Annotated in this window: 16 protein-coding genes; 5 read left to right on the forward strand and 11 right to left on the reverse strand. The window is 68.0% G+C overall.

Translation table 11 applies throughout. From position 1 onward, the window contains the following. Positions 1-72 precede the first annotated feature (72 nt). From ACTWQD_RS12760 to speB, 9 genes are all read right to left on the reverse strand, one after another. The gene (locus tag ACTWQD_RS12760) at positions 73-2,304 is read right to left on the reverse strand and encodes an McrB family protein (RefSeq protein WP_443196498.1); all 2,232 of its coding nucleotides are present in this window, start codon (positions 2,302-2,304) and stop codon (positions 73-75) included. A gap of 104 nt (positions 2,305-2,408) precedes the next feature. Next, complete coding sequence (locus ACTWQD_RS12765) at positions 2,409-2,687, reverse strand: hypothetical protein (RefSeq protein WP_443196499.1); 279 nt, start codon at positions 2,685-2,687, stop codon at positions 2,409-2,411. Positions 2,688-2,784: 97 nt separating this feature from the next. Beyond that, on the reverse strand, positions 2,785-3,213 hold the full coding sequence (locus ACTWQD_RS12770) for an acyl-CoA thioesterase (RefSeq protein WP_443196610.1): 429 nt from the start codon (positions 3,211-3,213) through the stop codon (positions 2,785-2,787). Positions 3,214-3,311: 98 nt separating this feature from the next. After that, positions 3,312-5,405 carry an ABC transporter ATP-binding protein gene (locus tag ACTWQD_RS12775; RefSeq protein ID WP_443196500.1) on the reverse strand — a complete coding sequence of 698 codons (2,094 nt, stop codon included), beginning with the start codon at positions 5,403-5,405 and terminating at the stop codon, positions 3,312-3,314. Then, a complete protein-coding gene (locus ACTWQD_RS12780; protein ID WP_443196501.1) occupies positions 5,402-7,135 on the reverse strand; it encodes an ABC transporter ATP-binding protein in 1,734 nt (577 codons plus the stop codon). Before ACTWQD_RS12780 ends, ACTWQD_RS12775 begins: the two co-directional genes overlap by 4 nt. Positions 7,136-7,341: 206 nt before the next feature. Beyond that, positions 7,342-9,015: an MDR family MFS transporter gene (locus ACTWQD_RS12785; protein WP_443196502.1), complete on the reverse strand. Its 1,674-nt coding sequence runs from the start codon at positions 9,013-9,015 to the stop codon at positions 7,342-7,344. Positions 9,016-9,025: 10 nt separating this feature from the next. Next, the gene (locus tag ACTWQD_RS12790) at positions 9,026-9,502 is read right to left on the reverse strand and encodes a MarR family winged helix-turn-helix transcriptional regulator (protein ID WP_443196503.1); all 477 of its coding nucleotides are present in this window, start codon (positions 9,500-9,502) and stop codon (positions 9,026-9,028) included. A gap of 174 nt (positions 9,503-9,676) precedes the next feature. Further along, complete coding sequence (locus ACTWQD_RS12795) at positions 9,677-11,356, reverse strand: thiamine pyrophosphate-binding protein (protein ID WP_443196504.1); 1,680 nt, start codon at positions 11,354-11,356, stop codon at positions 9,677-9,679. After that, positions 11,353-12,459, reverse strand: coding sequence for an agmatinase (gene speB / locus ACTWQD_RS12800; RefSeq protein ID WP_443196505.1), 1,107 nt, complete (start codon positions 12,457-12,459; stop codon positions 11,353-11,355). The genes ACTWQD_RS12795 and speB overlap by 4 nt, the downstream gene beginning before the upstream one ends. A gap of 351 nt (positions 12,460-12,810) precedes the next feature. Between speB and ACTWQD_RS12805 the strand changes: the two genes are divergently transcribed. Together ACTWQD_RS12805 and ACTWQD_RS12810 are read left to right on the forward strand one after the other, a co-directional pair. Continuing rightward, positions 12,811-13,443: a type IV toxin-antitoxin system AbiEi family antitoxin domain-containing protein gene (locus ACTWQD_RS12805; RefSeq protein WP_443196506.1), complete on the forward strand. Its 633-nt coding sequence runs from the start codon at positions 12,811-12,813 to the stop codon at positions 13,441-13,443. A 2-nt stretch (positions 13,444-13,445) separates the two neighbouring features. Then, a complete protein-coding gene (locus ACTWQD_RS12810) occupies positions 13,446-13,649 on the forward strand; it encodes a hypothetical protein (RefSeq protein WP_443196507.1) in 204 nt (67 codons plus the stop codon). A gap of 132 nt (positions 13,650-13,781) precedes the next feature. Here the strand turns inward: ACTWQD_RS12810 and ACTWQD_RS12815 are convergent, their stop codons facing one another. Beyond that, the gene (locus tag ACTWQD_RS12815; RefSeq protein WP_443196508.1) at positions 13,782-14,357 is read right to left on the reverse strand and encodes a helix-turn-helix domain-containing protein; all 576 of its coding nucleotides are present in this window, start codon (positions 14,355-14,357) and stop codon (positions 13,782-13,784) included. A gap of 307 nt (positions 14,358-14,664) precedes the next feature. Between ACTWQD_RS12815 and ACTWQD_RS12820 the strand changes: the two genes are divergently transcribed. Beyond that, positions 14,665-16,191 (forward strand): sodium:solute symporter, encoded by a 1,527-nt coding sequence (locus ACTWQD_RS12820; protein ID WP_443196509.1) that lies wholly within the window; start codon positions 14,665-14,667, stop codon positions 16,189-16,191. 127 nt (positions 16,192-16,318) lie between these two features. Here ACTWQD_RS12820 and ACTWQD_RS12825 read toward each other — a convergent pair whose 3' ends face one another. Continuing rightward, positions 16,319-16,555 carry a hypothetical protein gene (locus tag ACTWQD_RS12825; protein WP_443196510.1) on the reverse strand — a complete coding sequence of 79 codons (237 nt, stop codon included), beginning with the start codon at positions 16,553-16,555 and terminating at the stop codon, positions 16,319-16,321. Between the two features lie 263 nt (positions 16,556-16,818). On the opposite strand from ACTWQD_RS12825, the gene ACTWQD_RS12830 reads away from it, so the two are divergent. Both ACTWQD_RS12830 and ACTWQD_RS12835 read left to right on the forward strand, forming a co-directional pair. Further along, positions 16,819-18,018: a VIT1/CCC1 transporter family protein gene (locus ACTWQD_RS12830; protein ID WP_443196511.1), complete on the forward strand. Its 1,200-nt coding sequence runs from the start codon at positions 16,819-16,821 to the stop codon at positions 18,016-18,018. Then, a complete protein-coding gene (locus ACTWQD_RS12835) occupies positions 18,018-18,926 on the forward strand; it encodes a matrixin family metalloprotease (protein ID WP_443196512.1) in 909 nt (302 codons plus the stop codon). Before ACTWQD_RS12830 ends, ACTWQD_RS12835 begins: the two co-directional genes overlap by 1 nt. Position 18,927: the final 1 nt, after the last annotated feature.

The following is an 18,927-nucleotide window of genomic DNA, read 5'->3' on the forward strand; positions in this document are numbered from 1 at the left end:
GGCCCAACCGAACCCGACGCACCCGAACCCGGCCCGCCGGGGCCGGCGGTACGGCTGGCCGGCCCTGGCTGGCTAGACGCGCGCAAGGCGGTCAAGCAGCTGGTCCAGCCCAAAGCGCTCATCCAGCTGGGCCCGGTTCAGCTGGCCGTGGTAGTGCTCCTCCAGCAGCGGCATCAGCTCGTACTTCCAGATCCGACGCAGGCCCTTGGGTGTCTGCGCGGAGGATTTCATGAAGTAGGACGGGCCGATCATCAGGTCCCGGTCCCACTCGTCGATGGCGTCGTTGAGCGCGTCCATCAGCAGGGCCGGCGTCGTATCCAGGCCGCGGGCCTCGAGGAACCGCAGCAGCGAGCCCTTCACCGGTTCCGTTTTGGGGTGCAGTTCGATGAAGGAGAAGCGGCGGCGGATCGCGGCGTCCATCATGGCGATGGACCGGTCCGCGGTGTTCATGGTGCCGATGATGTAGAGGTTGTCCGGCAGCGTGAACGGCTCGTTGGGGCTGTACTGCAGGTAGATCCGGTCGTCGCGGTATTCGAGCAGGAAGTACAGCTCGCCGAACACCTTCGCGAGGTTCGCCCGGTTCATCTCGTCGATAATCAGGAAGTACGGCTTGCTCTCGTTGCCCGGTTTGGCAGCCTCCTCGGCGATCCGGCGCAGTGGCCCTGCGACGAGCTTAAAGGACACCTGGCCTTCCTCATTTTTGTCCGGCCGGAAGCCCTCGAAGAAATCCTCGTAGGCGTACGACGGGTGGAACTGCACCAGCTTGACGCGTTCGTCGGTGGTGTCGCCGGCGAGCTGGGCGGCCAGATGCTTGGCGAGGTACGTCTTGCCGGTGCCGGGCGGGCCGTAGAGCACCAGCTGGCGGTTCTCCTCCAGCAGCTCGGCGATTTCCTGCAGCGGTTCCAGGTCCATGTGCAGGGACGCGGCGAACTCCGGCGTCAGCGGGCGGAACCCTTCGCAAGCGGGTTCGACGACGGCGGACGGCTCGGTGCCGTCGCCGGGCTGGGCTTCCGCTTCGGCGGGCAGCAGGGCTTCGAGGGCCTGGATCACGCGGGTGATGTCCGCGACGATCCCGGAGGTGGCCAGCTGCCGCTGCACGTGGCGGGGCAGCTCGGTCATGTTGTGCGTTTCGTCGAACCAGCGGACCTTGCGGCGCAGCCGGCGGTTGTCCTCACGGTGCTCGGGCTCGCCCAGGACCACGCCCACCCGGACCGTACCGGAGCTCTGGTACAGGGCCAGATCGCCGGGCTTCATCACGGTCAGGAACGCGAAGACCGCGGTCTTGGTGTCCTCGCGTTCGACGTAGCCCAGGTGCTTGTAGTCCTCGTCCACGGCGTGTTGGACCACCCCGGCGGTGACGCCGGGGTCCAGCAGCCGGAGGTGCTCGACGTCGAGCGTCACCGATTCCTCGGACTGCCAGGTGCTGAGCAGTTCGGCGTTGTCGTGGTGGGTGCGCAGCAGCCAGGCGCGCCGGCCGGGATCGCCCACCTTCCGCCACTGGCTCACCAGCTGCCGGGCGTACCAGTCGATCCGCTGGCCGGCCTGCTCGTCAAGGTGCAGGCGGATGCGGTGGATGTCCGCCGAGATTTCCTCGTCGCTGTCGCCCTTCGCCCCGCCCACCAGGGAGGCAAACGCGTCGCGGATTTCCTGGCGTTCGACGTCGGCCACCACGGGTTCGAAATAACTGGGCCACACCAGGAATTCGATGCTGCGGCGGATGGCCGGCTGGTCGTCCGGCGTGCCGGCCACCAGCCGGTGGAACGACAGCGGATCCTTGACGGCGGCCGCGACGGCGCCCGCCGGGCGCTGGGCCACGTGCTGGACGAAGCGGCAGAGCCATTTCAGGTGGTCCCAGATGGTCCAGTTGAACTCCGCGGTGCGGTCGCGGATGACCCCGTGGTCGGTCATGCCGGCGTAAAGTTCGTCCGGCAGTTCCAGCGGCGGCTCCAGCCAGCTGGCGGCCTCCGCCACCCGCGCCCGCTTGACCTTGAGGGATTTCACCTCGTGAGCCAGCGGCAGGGACTGGAGGAACAACAGCTCAACGGCCAGCTGCTTCGCTCCCCGGGAGGCTCCCTGCAGGTTCTCCCGCAGGTTGGTCATCATGGGGGCCTTGGGGTCCGGGACCCCGCGCTCCAGACGGTCGAGGAGCTCCGCGGCGGCCTGGACGGACCAGGTCTTGGTGCGCCCGTCCAGGGCCGACGGTTTGCCGTGCAGCCCCGGCCCCAACACGAACCACGCTGCGTCTTCGATCTCCTTGGAGATGCCGAGGGCACGGTGCATGGCAGGCTTTTTGGCTGGGGTCATGCTTTCAATTTACAGGCTTAAGCTGAACGCCCGCATTACGGGACACCCGGATGTTACTTCGGAGTAGGTTCCGAAGATCGGCCGGATTCGCTGGCCAGCCGTCCCTATTTTGCGGCGGAGTGCCGCTTGACGCCGAAGGTGAAGTAGCTGCCCGGGCCCACGAAGTTGATCAGCGTGGCGACCCGCCACATCGCCTTGCTGCCGCGGATCTGATTCGCCGGGCGGCGGGTGATGTCCGTCTGGGCCGCGACCAGCAGCGAGAGTTGGACGGCGGCGGCGGTGATGGTGCCGAACTTGGCCATCGGCGAGAGCTCTTTCCACGCCTTCTTCCGCGCGTACTTCTTGCGCTTGTTCGCCACCATCTGTGCTCGTTTGTTCACCATGGTCTGCGCTCCTTCGCTACCGGGCTGACATGCCCGCGGGTTGTTCATTCTAGGGACGATCGATAGGGCGAGATAGAGGCAATGGGACCGGTTTAGGTCAGCCCGCAGGAGCCGGTGTAAAGCGGGCCAGCTTCTCCTTCTGCTCCGGCGTCAGCCTGAGCACCCGGCCCGTTGCCTCGTCCACGAACGCCAGGTGGCTGCTGGCGCGGACGCAGTCCTCGCGGGTGACGGGGTCCTGCACCAGGTAGTGGATGTCGAAGCTGGCACCCTTCACCGCGCCGATCCACAGCTGGACCACGGCCGGCACGTTGCGGTACTCGAGGGTCCGGACGTAGCGGATCTTGTGGTCCACGATCAGCGCCAGGGTCCCCTCCGGGACTTCGTTGAAGAGCGGTACCGGCGGTTCGATGCCCGGCAGTCCGGTCCCGCGGGGCGGGCCGAAAGCGGCGATGCGGGCCTCCTCCAGGATCCGGACGACCTGGACGTTGTTGATGTGGCCGTAGGCATCCATGTCGCCCCACCGCATCGGGATCTGCACCTCGATGCGCCGGGACTCCGGGCCCGGGGACTCCGCTGACGACGGGCTTCCGGCCTCGGCCGCTGCCGATGCCGGGCGTGCGGCGCTCAACTGTGCACCGCCGTCGCATCGTGTTCCGGGTTGTCCGAGAAGGCTGTCTCGGCGTCCTCGCCGGCGAACTGGGACATGTACAGCCGGAAGTAGGCGCCTTTGAGGTCCAGGAGCTGGGCGTGGGCGCCCTGCTCCACGATCCGCCCGGCCTCCATCACCAGGATGGTGTCGGCGTCGCGGATGGTGGAGAGGCGGTGGGCGATCACAAAGCTGGTGCGGTCGGTGCGCAGGGCGGCCATGGCCTTCTGGACCAGCACCTCCGTACGGGTGTCCACGGAGCTGGTGGCCTCGTCCAGGATCAGGAGGGAGGGGTTGGCCACAAACGCCCGGGCAATGGTGATCAGTTGCTTCTCGCCGGCGCTGACGTTGTTGCCTTCCTCGTCGATGACGGTGTTGTAGCCGTCGGGGAGGGCCCGGACGAACCGGTCCACGAAGGTGGCCTTGGCCGCCTCCATGACCTGTTCCTCGGTGGCGTCCAGCTTGCCGTAGCGGATGTTGTCGTAGATGGACCCGCCGAAGAGCCAGGCATCCTGGAGCACCATGCCCACCTTGGCGCGCAGCTCGGACCGGCTCAGCTGCGTGATGTCCACCCCGTCCAGCGTGATGCTGCCGCCCTGGAGCTCGTAGAAACGCATCACGAGGTTCACCAGGGTGGTCTTACCAGCACCGGTGGGGCCGACAATCGCGACCGTGTGGCCGGGCTCCGCGGTGAAGGAGAGGTCCTCGATCAGCGGCTTGTCCGGGGTGTAGCTGAACGTGACGTTGCGGAACTCGACGTGGCCGTCGGTCTTGGCCGGCAGGTGCTCCGTGGCGGTTTCGGCGTCCTGTTCCTCGGCGTCGAGGAACTCGAAGACCCGCTCCGCGGACGCGACGCCGGACTGCAGCATGTTGGCCATGCCCGCCATCTGGCCCAGCGGCTGGGTGAACTCGCGCGAGTACTGGATGAACGCGGTGGCGTCGCCCAGGCTCATCCCGCCGGAGGCGACGCGCAGGCCGCCGACGACGGCGATCCCGACGTAGCTCAGGTAGGAGACGAACTGCATGACCGGCATGATCATGCCGGACACGAACTGCGCCCCGAAGCTGGCCTGGTAGAGGGCCTCGTTCCGCTCGTCGAAGCGGTCCAGCATGTCGGCGTCGCGGCCGAAGACCCGGACCAGGTCGTGGCCGGAGAACGACTCCTCGATTTGGCCGTTGAGCTCGCCCGTGTTCTTCCACTGGGCGGCGAAGAGCTTCTGGCTGCGGGCGCCGATAACGCCGGCCGCCACGGCCGAGAGCGGCAGCGCGACCAGGGCGATCAGGGCCAGCTGCCAGGACACGATGAACATCATGATCACGATGCCGATCACCGTCAGGGCCGAGTTCACCAGCTGCGCGAAGGCCTGCTGCAGGGCCTGCTGGATGTTGTCCACATCGTTGGTGACCCGGGAGAGGATGTCGCCGCGCTGGCGGGTGTCGAAGTAGTTCAGCGGGAGCTTGTTGAGCTTCCTTTCGGTGTCGTCGCGCAGCTGGCGGACTACCCGCATCACCAGGATGTTCAGGACGTAGCCCTGCAGCCACAGGAAGATGTTGGCGACGAAGTACATCAGCAGGACAACGCTGATGAGGAAGGCGAGTTCCTGGAAGTCGATGCCGGCGCCGGGGACCACGTCCATGGTGGACAGCATGTCCGCGAAGTTGTCCTGGCCCTGGGCGCGCAGGTCTTCTACGTACTCCTCCTTGGTTCCGCCCGCGGGCAACTGCTTGCCGACGACCCCGCCGAAGATGACGTCCATGGCCTGGCCAAGGATCCGCGGCGCCACCACGTTCAGGACGACGGCGACCGTCACCATGGCCAAGACGGCGATGATGCCGGCGCGTTCGGGTTTCAGCAACCCCATCAGGCGCTTCGCGGAAGGCCAGAAGTGCTGGGCCTTTTTGGCCGGAAGGTCACCGAACATGCCGCCGTCGGCTTCGCCCGGGCGGTATTCCTCTTCGAAGAAGTCCTCGTCCGGCTCCGGTGCAGCGGACTCCGCAGCGGTCCGCTGGGAGCCGGGTTCCGTGCCTGCCGGATCCCCGGACTTCCGTGAGACGTTCTGTTCGGTGCTCATGCCACGGCCTCCGCGGTCAGCTGGGATTCGACAATTTCCTGGTAGGTCGCGGAGCTCTGCAGCAGCTGTTCGTGCGTGCCGCGGTCCACGATCCGCCCTTTGTCGAGCACCAGGATCTGGTCCGCGTCGGCAATGGTGGAGACGCGCTGGCCCACAATGATCACGGTGGCGTTGGCGGTTTTCGCCTTGAGGGCCTTGCGGAGCCGGGCGTCGGTGGCGACGTCGAGGGCGGAGAAGGAGTCGTCAAAGAGGAACACCTTGGGCTCGGTGACCAGCGCCCGGGCGATGCACAGCCGCTGGCGCTGGCCGCCCGAGACGTTGGTGCCGCCCTGGGCGATGCGTGAGTGGAGGCCGTTCTTCTTTTCGCGCACGAAATCCGCGGCCTGTGACACGGTGAGGGCGTCCCACAGCTGGACGTCCGTGGCGTCGGGCTTGCCGAAGCGCAGGTTGTGCTCGATGGTTCCGGAAAACAGGTACGGCCGCTGCGGCACCATGGCAACGCGCTGGGTGATCTCCGCCCGGTCCAGGTTGGTGACCGGGACACCGTCGAGCAGCACTTCCCCCGAGGCGGCGTCGTACAGGCGGGGCAGCAGGGCCAGCAGGGTGGACTTGCCGGCGCCGGTGGAGCCGATGATGGCCACGGTCTGCCCGGGTTCGGCGGTGAAGCTGATGTTGCTGAGCACCGGCGCTTCGGCGCCGGGGTAGGCGAAGGTCACGTTCCGGAATTCGACCCGGCCGGCCTTTTCGGCCGGTGCCACGGGGGTGACGGTTTCGTGGATGGAGGGTTCGACGTCGAGCACCTCACCGATGCGATCCGCGCAGACCGAGGCGCGCGGAATCATCATCGCCATGAAGGTGCCCATCATGACGGCCATCAGGATCTGCAGCAGGTACTGCAGGAAGGCGGTCAGCGCGCCCACCTGCATTTCACCGGCGTCCACCCGCTGGCCGCCGAACCACAGCACGGCGGCTGTGGAAACGTGGAGGATCATGCCGATGGCCGGGAACATCAGGACAAAGAGGGCGCCGATTTTCAGCGACACGTCGGTCAGGTCCTTGTTGGCCGCGCCGAACCGCTGGGCCTCGTGCGGTTCGCGGACGAAGGCGCGGACCACGCGGATGCCGATGATCTGTTCGCGGAGGATGCCATTGAGCCGGTCAATCTTCTCCTGCATGGACCGGAAGAGCGGCATCAGGCGGACCACGAGGTACCCGACCACCACCACCAGGACCGGAACGGATACCCAGACCAGCCAGGACAGGTTGAGGTCCTCGCGGACGGCCATCACGATGCCGCCGATGCACATGATGGGCGTGGCCACCATGAAGTTCAACCCCATCAGCATCAGCATCTGTACCTGCTGCACATCGTTGGTGCCGCGCGTGATCAGGGTGGGGGCGCCGAAGACGTTGACGTCCTTCGCGGAGAAGCTGGTGACTTTGCGGAACACCCCGCGGCGCAGGTCGCGGCCGAACGCCATGGCGGCCTTGGAGCCAAAGTAGACCCCGGCGATCGCGGTGGCGACCTGGACCAGGGCGACACCCAGCATGACCCCGCCGGTGCGCCAGATGTAGTCCGTGTCGCCGCGGGACACGCCCTCGTCGATGATCTGGGCGTTCAGGCTGGGGAGGTACAGCGCCGCGATGGTGGAGGCGAGCTGGAAAAGTACCACTGCCCAGATGTACGGCAGATACGGCTTCGAATAGCGCCGTATAAGAGTGACAAGCATGCCCACGTGTCCTTTGAGGAAATACCGAATAGTTGAGGCTGGTGAAGTATCTGGCAAGGGAACCTCAACCGGATGCTCCCATGACTAGCAAAGGGGGCCGACAGCCATAGCCATCCAACTCTACGAAACCACCGGCCGGCGGGGAACATCGGGGACGGAAAATCATCCAAACGGCGTACTTTTCCGGGGACCCGGCACCCCGGCCGTTAATTCGCCCGGTGTTGGCTCTCGCGCTCCCGGCTGAGGACGTCCACGAATTCCCGGTCGAGGTCCGCGGGGGCTGCGGACTCCACCGCAGTCGCGGCGGACGGGGCCGGGCCGCCGTCGGATTTGGCAGCCGGGCTGACAATGTCCACGGTGCGCCGCAGCGGCTCTTCCTTGATGAAGAGGATCGCCACCAGGGCAACGAGCCCGACAACCGCCGAGACCATGAAGATCTGGGCCGTGGCGTCGCCGTAGGCGGCCCGCATGATCTCCCGGACAGGCTCGGGCATGTGCGCCAGGTCCATGCTGGCGCCCGCTCCGCCGCTGGCGGGAATGCCGGCGGCGGCGAGGCCCTCGGTGGCGAGTTCCTTGACCCGGTTGCCCATGATGGCGCCCAGGACGGAGACGCCGATGGCGCCGCCGACCGACCGGAAGAACGCCACCGAGGCGCTGGCGGTTCCAATGTCGCTGGCACGCACGGTGTTCTGCACGGCCAGGACGAGGTTCTGCATCAGCAGGCCCAGGCCGATGCCCAGGATTGCGGTGTAGACGCCGGTCAGCCAGAGTTCGGTGGTGTGATCGATGGTCCCGGTCAGACCGAGGCCGCCGACCATCAGGACGGAGCCCGCGATCAGGTACCGCTTCCATTTTCCGGTGCGGCTGATCAGCTGGCCGGAGGCCACGGATCCGAGCAGGTTTCCGGCGATCATGGGCAGGGTGAGGAGCCCGGCCTCGGTGGGGGACGCGCCGCGTGCCACCTGGAAGTACTGGCCCAGGAACGCGGAGGAGCCGAACATCCCGACGCCGACGGCGACCGAGGCGAGGATGGCGAGGGCCGTGGTGCGCTGCGAGATGATCTTCAGCGGAATGATGGGCTGCGGCACCTTGGATTCCACCAGGACCAGCAGGGCCAGCAGTGCGATGCCGCCGCCCACCATGGCCACGGTCTGCCATGACCACCAGTCGTAGTAGTCCGGGTTGCCGGCGAAGGACACCCAGATCAGCAGGAGGCTTACGCCGGAGGTCAGCAGCACGGATCCCAGCCAGTCGATCTTGGCGGGGCGCTTGACGTGCGGCAGCTTCAGGGTGATCTGCAGCAGGATCAGGGCGATGACGGCGAGCGGAACGCAGACAAAGAAGGTCCAGCGCCACCCCAGCGGGCTGTCCACGATAAAGCCGCCCAAGAGCGGGCCGCCGGCGGTGCCCACGGCCATCACGGCGCCCATGTAGCCGGAGTATTTGCCGCGGTCGCGGGGCGGGATGATGGAGCCGATGATGGCCATCGCCAGTGCGGTCAGCCCGCCCATGGCCACACCCTGGATGACGCGGGCGGTCAGCAGCAGCGGGATGGTCTCCGAGAGTCCTGCCATGACGGACCCGGCCACAAAGACCACGATGCTGAGCTGGACCAGAAGCTTTTTGTTGAACAGGTCCGCCAGCTTGCCCCAGATCGGCGTGGTGGCGGCGTTCGCGAGGAGGGCCGCGGTGATGACCCAGGCGAAGTCGGTCTGGGTGCCGTTGAGCTCGGACATGATGGTCGGCAGCGCGTTCGCCACGATGGTGCTGCTGATGATCGCGGTGAAGAACGCGGCCAGCAGGCCCGTCAGGGCCTCCATGATCTGGCGGTGGGTCATGGCCGCCTGCGGTGCGGGTGGTTTTTCCAGGGTTGCTGTCATGGGGCGCTCCTCAAACAAGGTCGGTGGTGGTGGATCCGGCCGTCGTTGCCCGGGCTGCTGTCCTCAGGGACTCAGCAAGTTTTTGCAGGGTGGTGGTGGTTTGCTCGACGTCCTGCTCGCTCCAGTCCTGCAGGAACTCAAGGAGGGTGGCGGCGCGCTGCTCCTCGATGGACCGGAGCTTTTCGACTCCGGACGCGGAGAGGGCCACCAGCTGCGCGCGCCCGTCCAGGGGGTCCGGCCTGCGGACCACGTAGCCCTGCTCTTCCAGTTCGGCGATATGCCGGCTCAGGACGGGGGCGCTGACGCCGAGCCGCTCCGCCAGTGCGGTGGCCCGGGACTCCCCCTCCCCCACAAAGCGCAGGACGCCCTGGAGGGCGACGCCGGTGTCCTCACCGCGCAGCTTCACGGCCGCGACGCAGCGGACTGCGCGCTGGAGGTCGAAAATCTGGTGGACGAGTTCTGCGGCGGTGTCCGGCGCGACGGCCATGGCGGCTTCCTCCTGCTGGCTTTGCTTGCCTGAGGCAACCAATATAGCAGAGGACTAGTTACTTTGGGAAACTAACCCTCCTTCGGGCCAGCTCCCGCCCGCCACCCATCTGACGCAAATGGCCGCTATCCCGGGCGGGATAGCGGCCACTTGTGGTCAATCGATGGAGGGTAGTTATTCCTCGAGATGGGTGGGGGCGAACATCTTGAGCAGGGTTTCGACGACGACGACGTTCGGTCCGTCCGCGGCGAATCCGGCGCGGAGCGCGTCCCCCACCTCCTCGGGGGCCACCCGGACGGCCGGAACCCCGAAGGCCTCGGCCAGTTTGACGAAGTCCGGGCGCGCGAGTTCGGTGGCGGTGGCCTTGCCGAAGGCGCCCACCATGTATTCGCGGAGGATGCCGTAGCCGCCGTCGTCCACGATCAGCCAGGTCACCGGAACATTGTGCTGTTTGGCGGTGGCCAGTTCAGAGATGGAGTACATCGCCGAGCCGTCGCCGGAAACCGCGAGCACCCGTGACGAGCCGCCGGGCTTGCCGGCTGCATCCCGGCCGGTTGTTTCCAGGCCGACCGCGCCGCCGATCGCGGCCGGGAAGCCGAAGCCGAGCCCGCCGGCGCCCTGGGCGGAGTGGAACTGTCCCTCGCGGGCGTCCCAGCAGCTCCACCCCCAGTAGGCGGAGATGGTCATGTCCCAGAATGTCTGCATGGTGGCGGGCACGGCGTCCCTGATGTCCGCCATGAACTTCAGCTCCTTGCCGAGGTCCTGGGATTCCAGCCGGGCCTTGACCTTGGCCAGTGTTTCCTTGACCAGGGCCTCGGGTGAGGTGCCGTGCCAGTCCGCACGCTCGGCGTGCGGTTCCGTCAGGGCGGCGTCGAGCGCGGCGAGGGCCTGGCCGGCGTCGGCCCTGATGCCCAGGCCGGGGCGGTTGGACTCCAGCACCCGGGGTTCGGCGTCGATCTGGATGATCCTGCCGCGCGGCTCGAAGGTGAAGTAGTTGGAGGTGACTTCACCAAGGGAGGAGCCGATCACGATCAGCACGTCGGCGTCCTCGAGCAGCTCAGTCATGTACTGGTCCTCGATCCAGGACTGCAGCGAGAGCTCGTGGTTCCACGGGAACGCGCCGTTGCCGCCGGGGGTGCAGATGACCGGAGCCCGCAGCTTCTCCGCGATGGAGAGCAGCGACTGCTCGGCCCGGCCGCGGCGCGTTCCGCCGCCGGCGATGATGGCGGGGCGTTCCGCCGTCGACAGCCATTTCACGGCTTCGCGGACCAGTTCGACGCGCGGCGGGTTGTCGGCGGCCTCGGCGAGGGCGTCTTCCACCGGGGGAACCATGATGGGGTCCAAGAGGACGTTCTGCGGGATTTCCAGCCAGACGGGTCCCTGCGGCGAGGAAATCGCCTCGGTCCAGGCGTCCTGGATGGCCGAGGGGATGCCGGAGGCGTGCTGGATCAGCCGCTGGCTCTTGGTGACGTTCGCGGCCGAGGCCTTCTGGTCATCGAGCTGGTGCAGCATGCCCTTGCGGCGCGCGCCGAGTCCCTCGAGCGGGATCTGGCTGGCGACAACCACCATCGGTACGCCGGTGGCGTAGGCCTCCTGCAGCCCGGCCAGCGATGTCAACGCGCCGGGGCCGGTGGAGAGGAACAGGACGCCCACCTCGCCGGTGGCGCGGGAGTAGCCGTCCGCGGCGAAGGCGGAGTTGTTCTCCACCCGGGAGGACACAAAGTGCAGGTTTCCGCGGCCCATGGCGTCAAAGAGCCCCAGGGCGTGCTGGCCCGGGATGCCGAAGACGGTCTTGGCGCCGAGCGCTTCGAGGGTCTCGACGACCAGGTCGCCGCCGTTGCGTACGCCGGTCATCGGGAGACCCCGCTTTCCACGCGCTGGGCCGCACTTTCCACCCGGGCCGCGGGAGCCTCGAAGCCGGCCGGGCGCCGGGTTTCCTGGCCGAGGGCCTGCGCGGCGTACCCGTTGGCGGCGCCGAAGCGGTCGCCGTCGAGGGCGCGGTCCGCCATGAGGGTCACCAGCTCGTACGCCACGTGGCTGGCGGCGACACCGGTGATGTCCGCGTGGTCATAAGCGGGGGCGACCTCGACGACGTCGGCCCCCACCAGGTTCATGCCGCGGAAGCCGCGGATGATTTCGAGCAGTTCGCGGCTGGTGATGCCGCCGGCTTCCGGGGTTCCGGTGCCGGGGGCGTGCGCGGGATCCAGCACGTCGATGTCCACGGAGATGTAGAGCGGACGGTTCCCGATCCGGTCGCGGACCTTGGCGACGGTTTCCAGCACGCCCTGGTAGTAGACGTCGGCGGAGGTGACAATGCCGAAGCCGAAGCGGTGGTCGTCGTCGAGGTCCTTTTTGCCGTAGAGCGGGCCGCGGGTGCCGATGTGGCTGATGGCTTCGGTGTCGAGGATGCCTTCTTCGACTGCGCGGCGGAACGGGGTGCCATGGGTGTACTCCGCGCCGAAGTAGGTGTCCCAGGTGTCCAGGTGCGCATCGAAGTGCAGCATGGCGACGGGCTCGCCGGCGCGTTCCGCGGCGGCGCGGAGAAGGGGCAGGGCGATGGTGTGGTCGCCGCCGAGGGTCAGCAGCTTGCTGCCGGAGGCGGTCAGGTCCAGCGCGTTCTGCTGGATGGTCTCGATCGCTTCGTTGATGTTGAAGGGGTTGACGGCCATGTCGCCGGCGTCGGCGACCTGGATGTTTTCGAAGGGGCTGACGTCCCAGGCCGGGTTGTACGGGCGGAGCAGGCGGCTGGCCTCGCGGATGTGGTTGGACCCGAAGCGGGCTCCGGGACGGTAGGAGACGCCGGAGTCGAAGGGTACGCCCACCACCGTGACGTCGGCCTTGGCGACCTGGTCCAGCCGCGGCAGGCGGGCGTAGGTGGCGGCTCCGGCGTAGCGCGGGATGCGGGATGAATCGATGGGGCCAAGGTTGCCATTGGCCTCGATGCGCAGCTCTTCCAAAAGAAGCCTCTCCTTCAAGGACTGACCGACGGGTGTGACAGCCATCATACACTTGAAGTTGCCTGATGCGCATCAAATGTTTACAAATCAGTCCCTGAGTGGTGGCTGGCGCGGTGGCAGAACCCGGCTGGTCCGCGCGCGACGGCGGGACCCGGCGCTCCTGCCCAGTTACTTCGCCGGCTGCCCCGCCCAGACCGGCGCAGAACCGCGGAAATCCGGGGTTCTGCGTCCCGCAGCGCCCGCCGCGGCAGGCAGTAACCGGGCGGGAACGCAGCCGCACCCTCCTCCGCGTTGTCCAGATAGCACGATTGCCGGGTTCCACAGGCTTCCGGCGCACTCTGTACTGGCCTGATGGACCCCGTTGAATACCTCAGGCAGCTGGGCGGCGTCGCCCGGACCGGGCAATTGTTGGCCGCGGGCTATTCCCGGACCGATATTGCTCATCTCGCGGCCTCCGGCGTCCGCCAGCCCCGACGCGGCGTGTTCGTCGTTCCGGGGTGCCGCCCCGAGTTCGAGGCGGCTATTCTCTGCAACGCCCGGGTCAGCTGTGCCAGCGCGGCGGAGCCTTACGGCCTGTGGCTCCGCAGGCCGCCGGCGCAGCACCACCTGGCGTGCAACCACGGCCACGGCAGCGGGTTCATCCGCCACCGGACGGTCCGGTTCGCGCCCCATCCGGCGTTGCCCGTGGCCGCAGTCGAGGACGTGGTGCTCCACGCCATGACCTGCCTCGCTCCCCCGGCGTCGACGGCCATCGCGACCTCGGCCATGCGCCTGCACGGGGTCCCGCTGGCACTGCTGACGGATCAGCTTTCCGCCGACCGGTCCGGCCGGGTCCGCAAGGCACTGCTCGAACTGGACCTCCGTGCCGAATCCATCGTGGAGGTCGATGCCCAGCACCTCTTCCGCGCCAACGGGATCAACTACGACGCCCAGGTTTACCTGCCGGGGATCGGCCGGGTGGACTTTCTGCTGGAAGGTTCCTGATCGTGGAGGTGGACGGCTTCGCGTTCCACTCCCGCCGAGCGGACATGCGCAGGGACCTGAACCGGAACAACGCCTCGACGGTGGCCGGTTTTGCCGCGCTCCATTACATGCCGGAGCACATCTGGTTTGAGCCCGAGCGCGTCGTGGCCGAGATCCGCGCGGTCCTCGGGCAGCGGCGCAGCCCAGGCCCTGAGGCGCCGTCGTGACGCTCCTGCCCAGTTACTCAGGAACCCATGCCAAGGAACCCGCAGACTTCCGGGGCCCACCAACCCGGGAGGGCTCCCGGATGGAAGTAACTGGGCGGCAGCGCGTCGGCCCGGGCGAAAATCAGCCGGAAGCTACCGGCTCGCGGCGGGCACCAGCACCCAGAGGACCTCGACGGCGTCATCGGTCGGGTTCACCCAGGTGTGCGGCTCGCGGCCGGGGAAGGTCACGGTGTCCCCCGTGTGCAGTTCGAACTCCTCGTTGGTGAGGATCAGCCGGATGCTGCCCCGGACCACGTGCAGCACATCGACGTCGCAGTCCACCGCGTACAGTTCCGATTCGCCGCGGCCACGGGGCTCGATCACGGCCTGGATGATCTGCACCCGGCGTTCAGAGCGTGCGGTCAGCAGCCGCTCCACAATCCCCTCGCCGCCGAGCGAGATCCGCGGGCCTTCGTCTTTCTTGGTCAGATGGGTCTCCGGGGCCGCAAAGAGATCGCCGATCGAAATGGAGAGCACCTGGCACAGCGTCACCAGGGACGCCACCGACGGGGAGGTAAGGTCACGTTCCACCCGGCTGAGGAACCCCTTGGTCAGCCCGGTGGCGTCGGCAACCTGCTCGATAGTGAGCCGCTGGGACTGCCGCGCGGCGCGGATCCGGGAACCGATGGCAACGGGAACGTTGCTCGGTTCAACTGGTAGAGCCTTCATGTAGGAACCTTTCCCGGCCGGCTGCTTGGCCCCATTGTTGGAGCAATACTAGACGCGGCCGCACCCCCGGCACGCCTGATCCGCCCGCGACGCGTAATGCGTCTTGACTGTTACTCGGATCACAACATACTGTGTGGCAACAACTGTTGCCTAATGGGCAATCACCGCCGAAACACGGACCTGTCCCGACTCCGGGCCGATCCGCCGGCAGTCCGTCACCGTACCCGTCAAGAAGCATCTGATCCCCGGCGCCTTCCTGGGCACCGGCCGGGTCAGCCCTGCTCTGAACCGCTCTGAGGAGCCCCTAATGGACGCAAGTTTCGTCAACATCGCCATAGTGGTGGTGTACCTGATCGCCATGCTGGCCTTCGGCTGGTGGGGCAAGTCCCGCACCAAGAACAACAGTGACTTCCTGGTGGCCGGCCGCCGCCTCGGCCCGTTCCTCTACACCGGAACCATGGCCGCCGTCGTGCTCGGCGGCGCCTCCACCGTCGGTGGCGTCGGACTGGGCTACAAGTTCGGCATCTCCGGCATGTGGCTGGTGGTCGCGATCGGCGCCGGCGTGCTGCTGCTCAGCCTGCTCTTCGCCGGCACCATCCAGAAGCTCAAGATCTACACCGTCTCCCAGATGCTGAGCCTGCGGTACGGCAGCCGCGCCACCCAGACGTCCGGCATCGTCATGCTGGCCTACACGCTGATGCTCTGCGCCACCTCCACCGGCGCCTACGCCACCATCTTCGTGGTGCTCTTCGGCTGGGACCGCGCGGTCGCCATCGCCGTCGGCGGCGCGATCGTCCTGGTCTACTCGACCATCGGCGGCATGTGGTCCATCACCTTGGCCGACCAGGTCCAGTTCGTGATCAAGACCGTCGGCATCTTCCTCCTGATGCTGCCGTTCACGCTCAACGCCGCCGGCGGCTTCGAGGGCATCCGCGAACGGGTGGACGCCAGCTTCTTCCAGATCGACGGCATCGGCATCCAGACGATCATCACCTACTTCGTCGTCTACACCCTGGGCCTGCTGATCGGCCAGGACATCTGGCAGCGCGTCTTCACCGCCAAGACCCCCGGGGTGGCCCGCTGGGGCGGCGCCACCGCCGGCATCTACTGCATCCTCTACGGTGCCGCCGGCGCCCTCATCGGCCTCGGCGCCCGCGTCGCGCTGCCGGACATCGACGTCAAGGCTCTCGGCAAGGACGTGGTCTACGCCGAGGTTGCCACCAACCTGCTGCCCATCGGCATCGGCGGCCTGGTGCTCGCCGCCGCCGTCGCCGCCATGATGTCGACGGCGTCCGGCGCCCTGATCGCCGCAGCCACCGTGGCCCGCGCCGACGTCCTGCCGTTCGTCGCAAGCTGGTTCGGCAAGAACATCAACACCGACGACACGGACAACCCGGAGCACGACGTCCGCGCCAACCGCATGTGGGTCCTGGGACTCGGCATCGTCGCGATTGTCATCGCCATCGTCACGCAGGACGTTGTGGCGGCCCTCACCATCGCCTACGACATCCTGGTGGGCGGGCTCCTCGTCGCCATCCTCGGCGGGCTGGTGTGGAAGCGGGGCACCGGCGCCGCCGCGGCCGCCTCCATGGCAGTGGGCTCGGTGGTCACCCTCGGCACCATGATCATCCTGGAGATCAATGCCGAGGTGCCGCTGGACGGCATCTACGCCAACGAACCGATCTACTTCGGTCTGCTGGCGTCCGCGGCGGTCTACATCGCCGTGTCCCTGCTGACCAAGCCGACAGACCCCGCGGTCATGTCCAACTGGCGCCGCAGGGTGGCCGGCGGCGCTGCCGCCGAGGAGGAACAGGCCCCGGTCCTGACCCACTAAGGCGAAAGCCACCTCTTAACGTTCGACGGCGGCGCTCCCTTCGCGGGGGCGCCGCCGTCGAACGTTGTGGACCGGAGGTAATAGGCCGGACGTTATGGGCCGGAAGTTCAGGACAGCGGGAGGCTGCTCACTCTTCCTCCTCCGCCGCCAGGAACTCCTCTCCGTCCAGGGGCACCACGGGTTTCTCATCGCCCAGGAAGTCCTCAGCGTCCAGGGGCACCAGCCGGTCGGCCTCCTCCAGGAGTTCCTCCTCCTCGGTCTCGCCGGTGTCACTGACGGGCGCGTCCTCCGCGTAGTCATACGCGGGATCTGACTCAAGGGAATCCCGGGCCGGCTGGACCGGACGTGAGCCGATGTTGTCCATGTTGCAACCTCCGTAGAACGGCTGTGGCGGCTGTGGTTCCGGAGAACCCGCCCTGGGGTTTCATTCGAACACCGCGGACCCGGACGGTCAAGGCCTCCCGCGCGCGGCGGCGCCGGGCGGTGCGGACCGTGCCGCGGCACCGTGCTTTTTACGGTTTGCCTAAACTCCTTGCTCAGGATCACCGACCGAAAATCCGCGGAAAGACGGGGTACGCTGGTTACGCAACGGGGCCGAACCATGCCCTTTCCAGCCCAGGAGCTTCCGTGTCCCAGCACGCCACATCTGACCCGTTCCAGCACGGCCCGCGCCGCCCGGAGTCCCCGCAGGACGCAGCCCGCCCCGGCACCCCCGCCGCAAGCCCGGAGCCGCCGGCACCTGCCGCGGCGCCCAGCTCTGCGGACATCCGGCGCTGGCGGCAGTACCTCGCCGACGAACGGGCCGAGGCCGCGGTCTACCGGGACCTCGCCCAGAACCGCACCGGCGAAGAACGCGACATCCTCCTTGCCCTCGCCGACGCCGAAGGCCGGCACGAGGCGCACTGGCTCCAGCTGCTGGGCGAACACGCCGGCCGACCCCGCCCCGCGTCGCTGCGCAGCCAGTTCCTGGGTTTCCTGGCCCGCCACTTCGGTTCGGTCTTCGTCCTGGCCCTCGCGCAGCGGGCCGAAAGCCGGTCCCCGTACGCCACCGACCCTTCCGCCACCCCGGCCATGGTGGCCGACGAGCAGATCCACGAGGAAGTGGTCCGCGGCCTGGCCACCCGGGGCCGGAACCGGCTGGCCGGCACCTTCCGGGCGGCCGTCTTTGGCGCCAACGACGGCCTGGTCAGCAACCTGTCCCTGGTCATGGGCATGGCGGCCTCCGGGGTGGGCAGCTCCGTGGTGCTGCTCAGCGGCGTCGCCGGCCTGCTGGCCGGGGCCCTGTCCATGGGCGCGGGTGAATTCATCTCGGTGCGCTCCCAGCGCGAACTCCTGGCCGCCACCCGGCCCACGCAAGTCACCCTCGCCGCCGCCCCCTCCCTCGACATCGAGCACAACGAACTGCTGCTGGTGTACTTGGCCCGCGGCATGTCCCGCGAGGCCGCCGAGCACCGCGTCGCGGAGCGGATGGGCCTGCGCGACTGCGACTGCGACCCCAGCCTGTCCCTGCAGCCGGACGTCCCGGAGTCCCGCGACGAGCACGAGGCCGTCGGCACTGCCTGGAGCGCGGCGGCGTCGAGCTTCTGCTTCTTCGCTTCCGGCGCCATCGTGCCGATCCTGCCGTTCGTCCTCGGGATGACCGGCATCGCGGCGCTGGTGGTGTCCGCCGCGCTGGTGGGCATCGCACTCCTCTTCACCGGCGGTGTGGTGGGCCTCCTCTCCGGCACCTCCCCCACCACCCGGGGCCTGCGCCAGCTGGCGATCGGCATGGGCGCCGCTGCCGTGACGTACCTGCTGGGACTGGCCTTCGGCGCTGTGGTGGCCTAGTGGACGGTCCGGAGTTCCGGGACCGCACCCCGCGGCACAGCCGCTCCCGCACCACATGGCGCATTGTCCGCGGCCTGGCCGCCGCTGCCCTGATTGCCGGCGCGGCTTTTGTGGCCGCCGGTTTCATCTACGGGGATCCGCGTTTCTCCGGGCTCTTCGAAGTGAGCCGCGGCACCGGGCCTGGCACTGCGATGGCGGGCCAGCCCGGCCAGCCGGCCGCGCCCGAGGAGTTGCGCACGGACACTCCGCCGCCCGGCGTCGAGGAGGAGGACCAGCCGCTGGGACACCCGCAGAAGCCGGCCGTCGCCAGCAGCTCCTACAGATTCCTGGCCGTTAACGACGACGGCACCCCGGTGGGCTATTCGCCGTGCCGGCCACTCCACTACGTGGTGAACGCGGCACTGGCCCCGGAGGGTGCTGAGAACCTGGTCGGGAACGCGATCCGGACGATCTCCCGGGCCACCGGTATCCGTTTCGTCGACGACGGCGCCACCACCGAGGAGCCTTCGCCTACCCGGGTCCCGTACCAGCCGGAGGCCTACGGGGAACGCTGGGCGCCGCTGCTGATCACCTGGACCACCCCGGACCAGGCCCCGCAGCTGAAGGGCCCGGTGATCGGCACCGGGGGCAGCACGCACTTCAGCTTCGGTGACGGCCCCAAGAGCTTTGTCACCGGCAGCCTGGAACTCGATGCCGCGCAGATCGCCGAGGACCTGGGCCGGCAGGACGGCGTGGCGTATGCGACCGCGGTGATCCTGCACGAGCTGGGCCATGTGATGGGGCTGGAGCACGTGGACGATCCGGTCCAGCTGATGTACCCCGAGATCGGGGCGCCGGACGGCCTGGCCGCCGGGGACCTCAACGGCCTGTACGAACTGGGTAAAGCGCAGTGCCGCAAGGACCTCTAGG

Source organism: Pseudarthrobacter sp. 1C304 (assembly GCF_052245515.1).
GTDB lineage: Bacteria > Actinomycetota > Actinomycetes > Actinomycetales > Micrococcaceae > Arthrobacter.

Excerpts from the sequence above, each read along its gene's own strand:
- ACTWQD_RS12760 (WP_443196498.1), bottom strand. The coding sequence starts at position 2,304 with ATGACCCCAGCCAAAAAGCCTGCCATGCACCGTGCCCTCGGCATCTCC.
- ACTWQD_RS12765 (WP_443196499.1), bottom strand. The coding sequence starts at position 2,687 with ATGGTGAACAAACGAGCACAGATGGTGGCGAACAAGCGCAAGAAGTAC.
- ACTWQD_RS12770 (WP_443196610.1), bottom strand. The coding sequence starts at position 3,213 with ATGCGGTGGGGCGACATGGATGCCTACGGCCACATCAACAACGTCCAG.
- ACTWQD_RS12775 (WP_443196500.1), bottom strand. The coding sequence starts at position 5,405 with ATGAGCACCGAACAGAACGTCTCACGGAAGTCCGGGGATCCGGCAGGC.
- ACTWQD_RS12780 (WP_443196501.1), bottom strand. The coding sequence starts at position 7,135 with ATGCTTGTCACTCTTATACGGCGCTATTCGAAGCCGTATCTGCCGTAC.
- ACTWQD_RS12785 (WP_443196502.1), bottom strand. The coding sequence starts at position 9,015 with ATGACAGCAACCCTGGAAAAACCACCCGCACCGCAGGCGGCCATGACC.
- ACTWQD_RS12790 (WP_443196503.1), bottom strand. The coding sequence starts at position 9,502 with ATGGCCGTCGCGCCGGACACCGCCGCAGAACTCGTCCACCAGATTTTC.
- ACTWQD_RS12795 (WP_443196504.1), bottom strand. The coding sequence starts at position 11,356 with ATGACCGGCGTACGCAACGGCGGCGACCTGGTCGTCGAGACCCTCGAA.
- ACTWQD_RS12805 (WP_443196506.1), top strand. The coding sequence starts at position 12,811 with ATGGACCCCGTTGAATACCTCAGGCAGCTGGGCGGCGTCGCCCGGACC.
- ACTWQD_RS12815 (WP_443196508.1), bottom strand. The coding sequence starts at position 14,357 with ATGAAGGCTCTACCAGTTGAACCGAGCAACGTTCCCGTTGCCATCGGT.
- ACTWQD_RS12820 (WP_443196509.1), top strand. The coding sequence starts at position 14,665 with ATGGACGCAAGTTTCGTCAACATCGCCATAGTGGTGGTGTACCTGATC.
- ACTWQD_RS12825 (WP_443196510.1), bottom strand. The coding sequence starts at position 16,555 with ATGGACAACATCGGCTCACGTCCGGTCCAGCCGGCCCGGGATTCCCTT.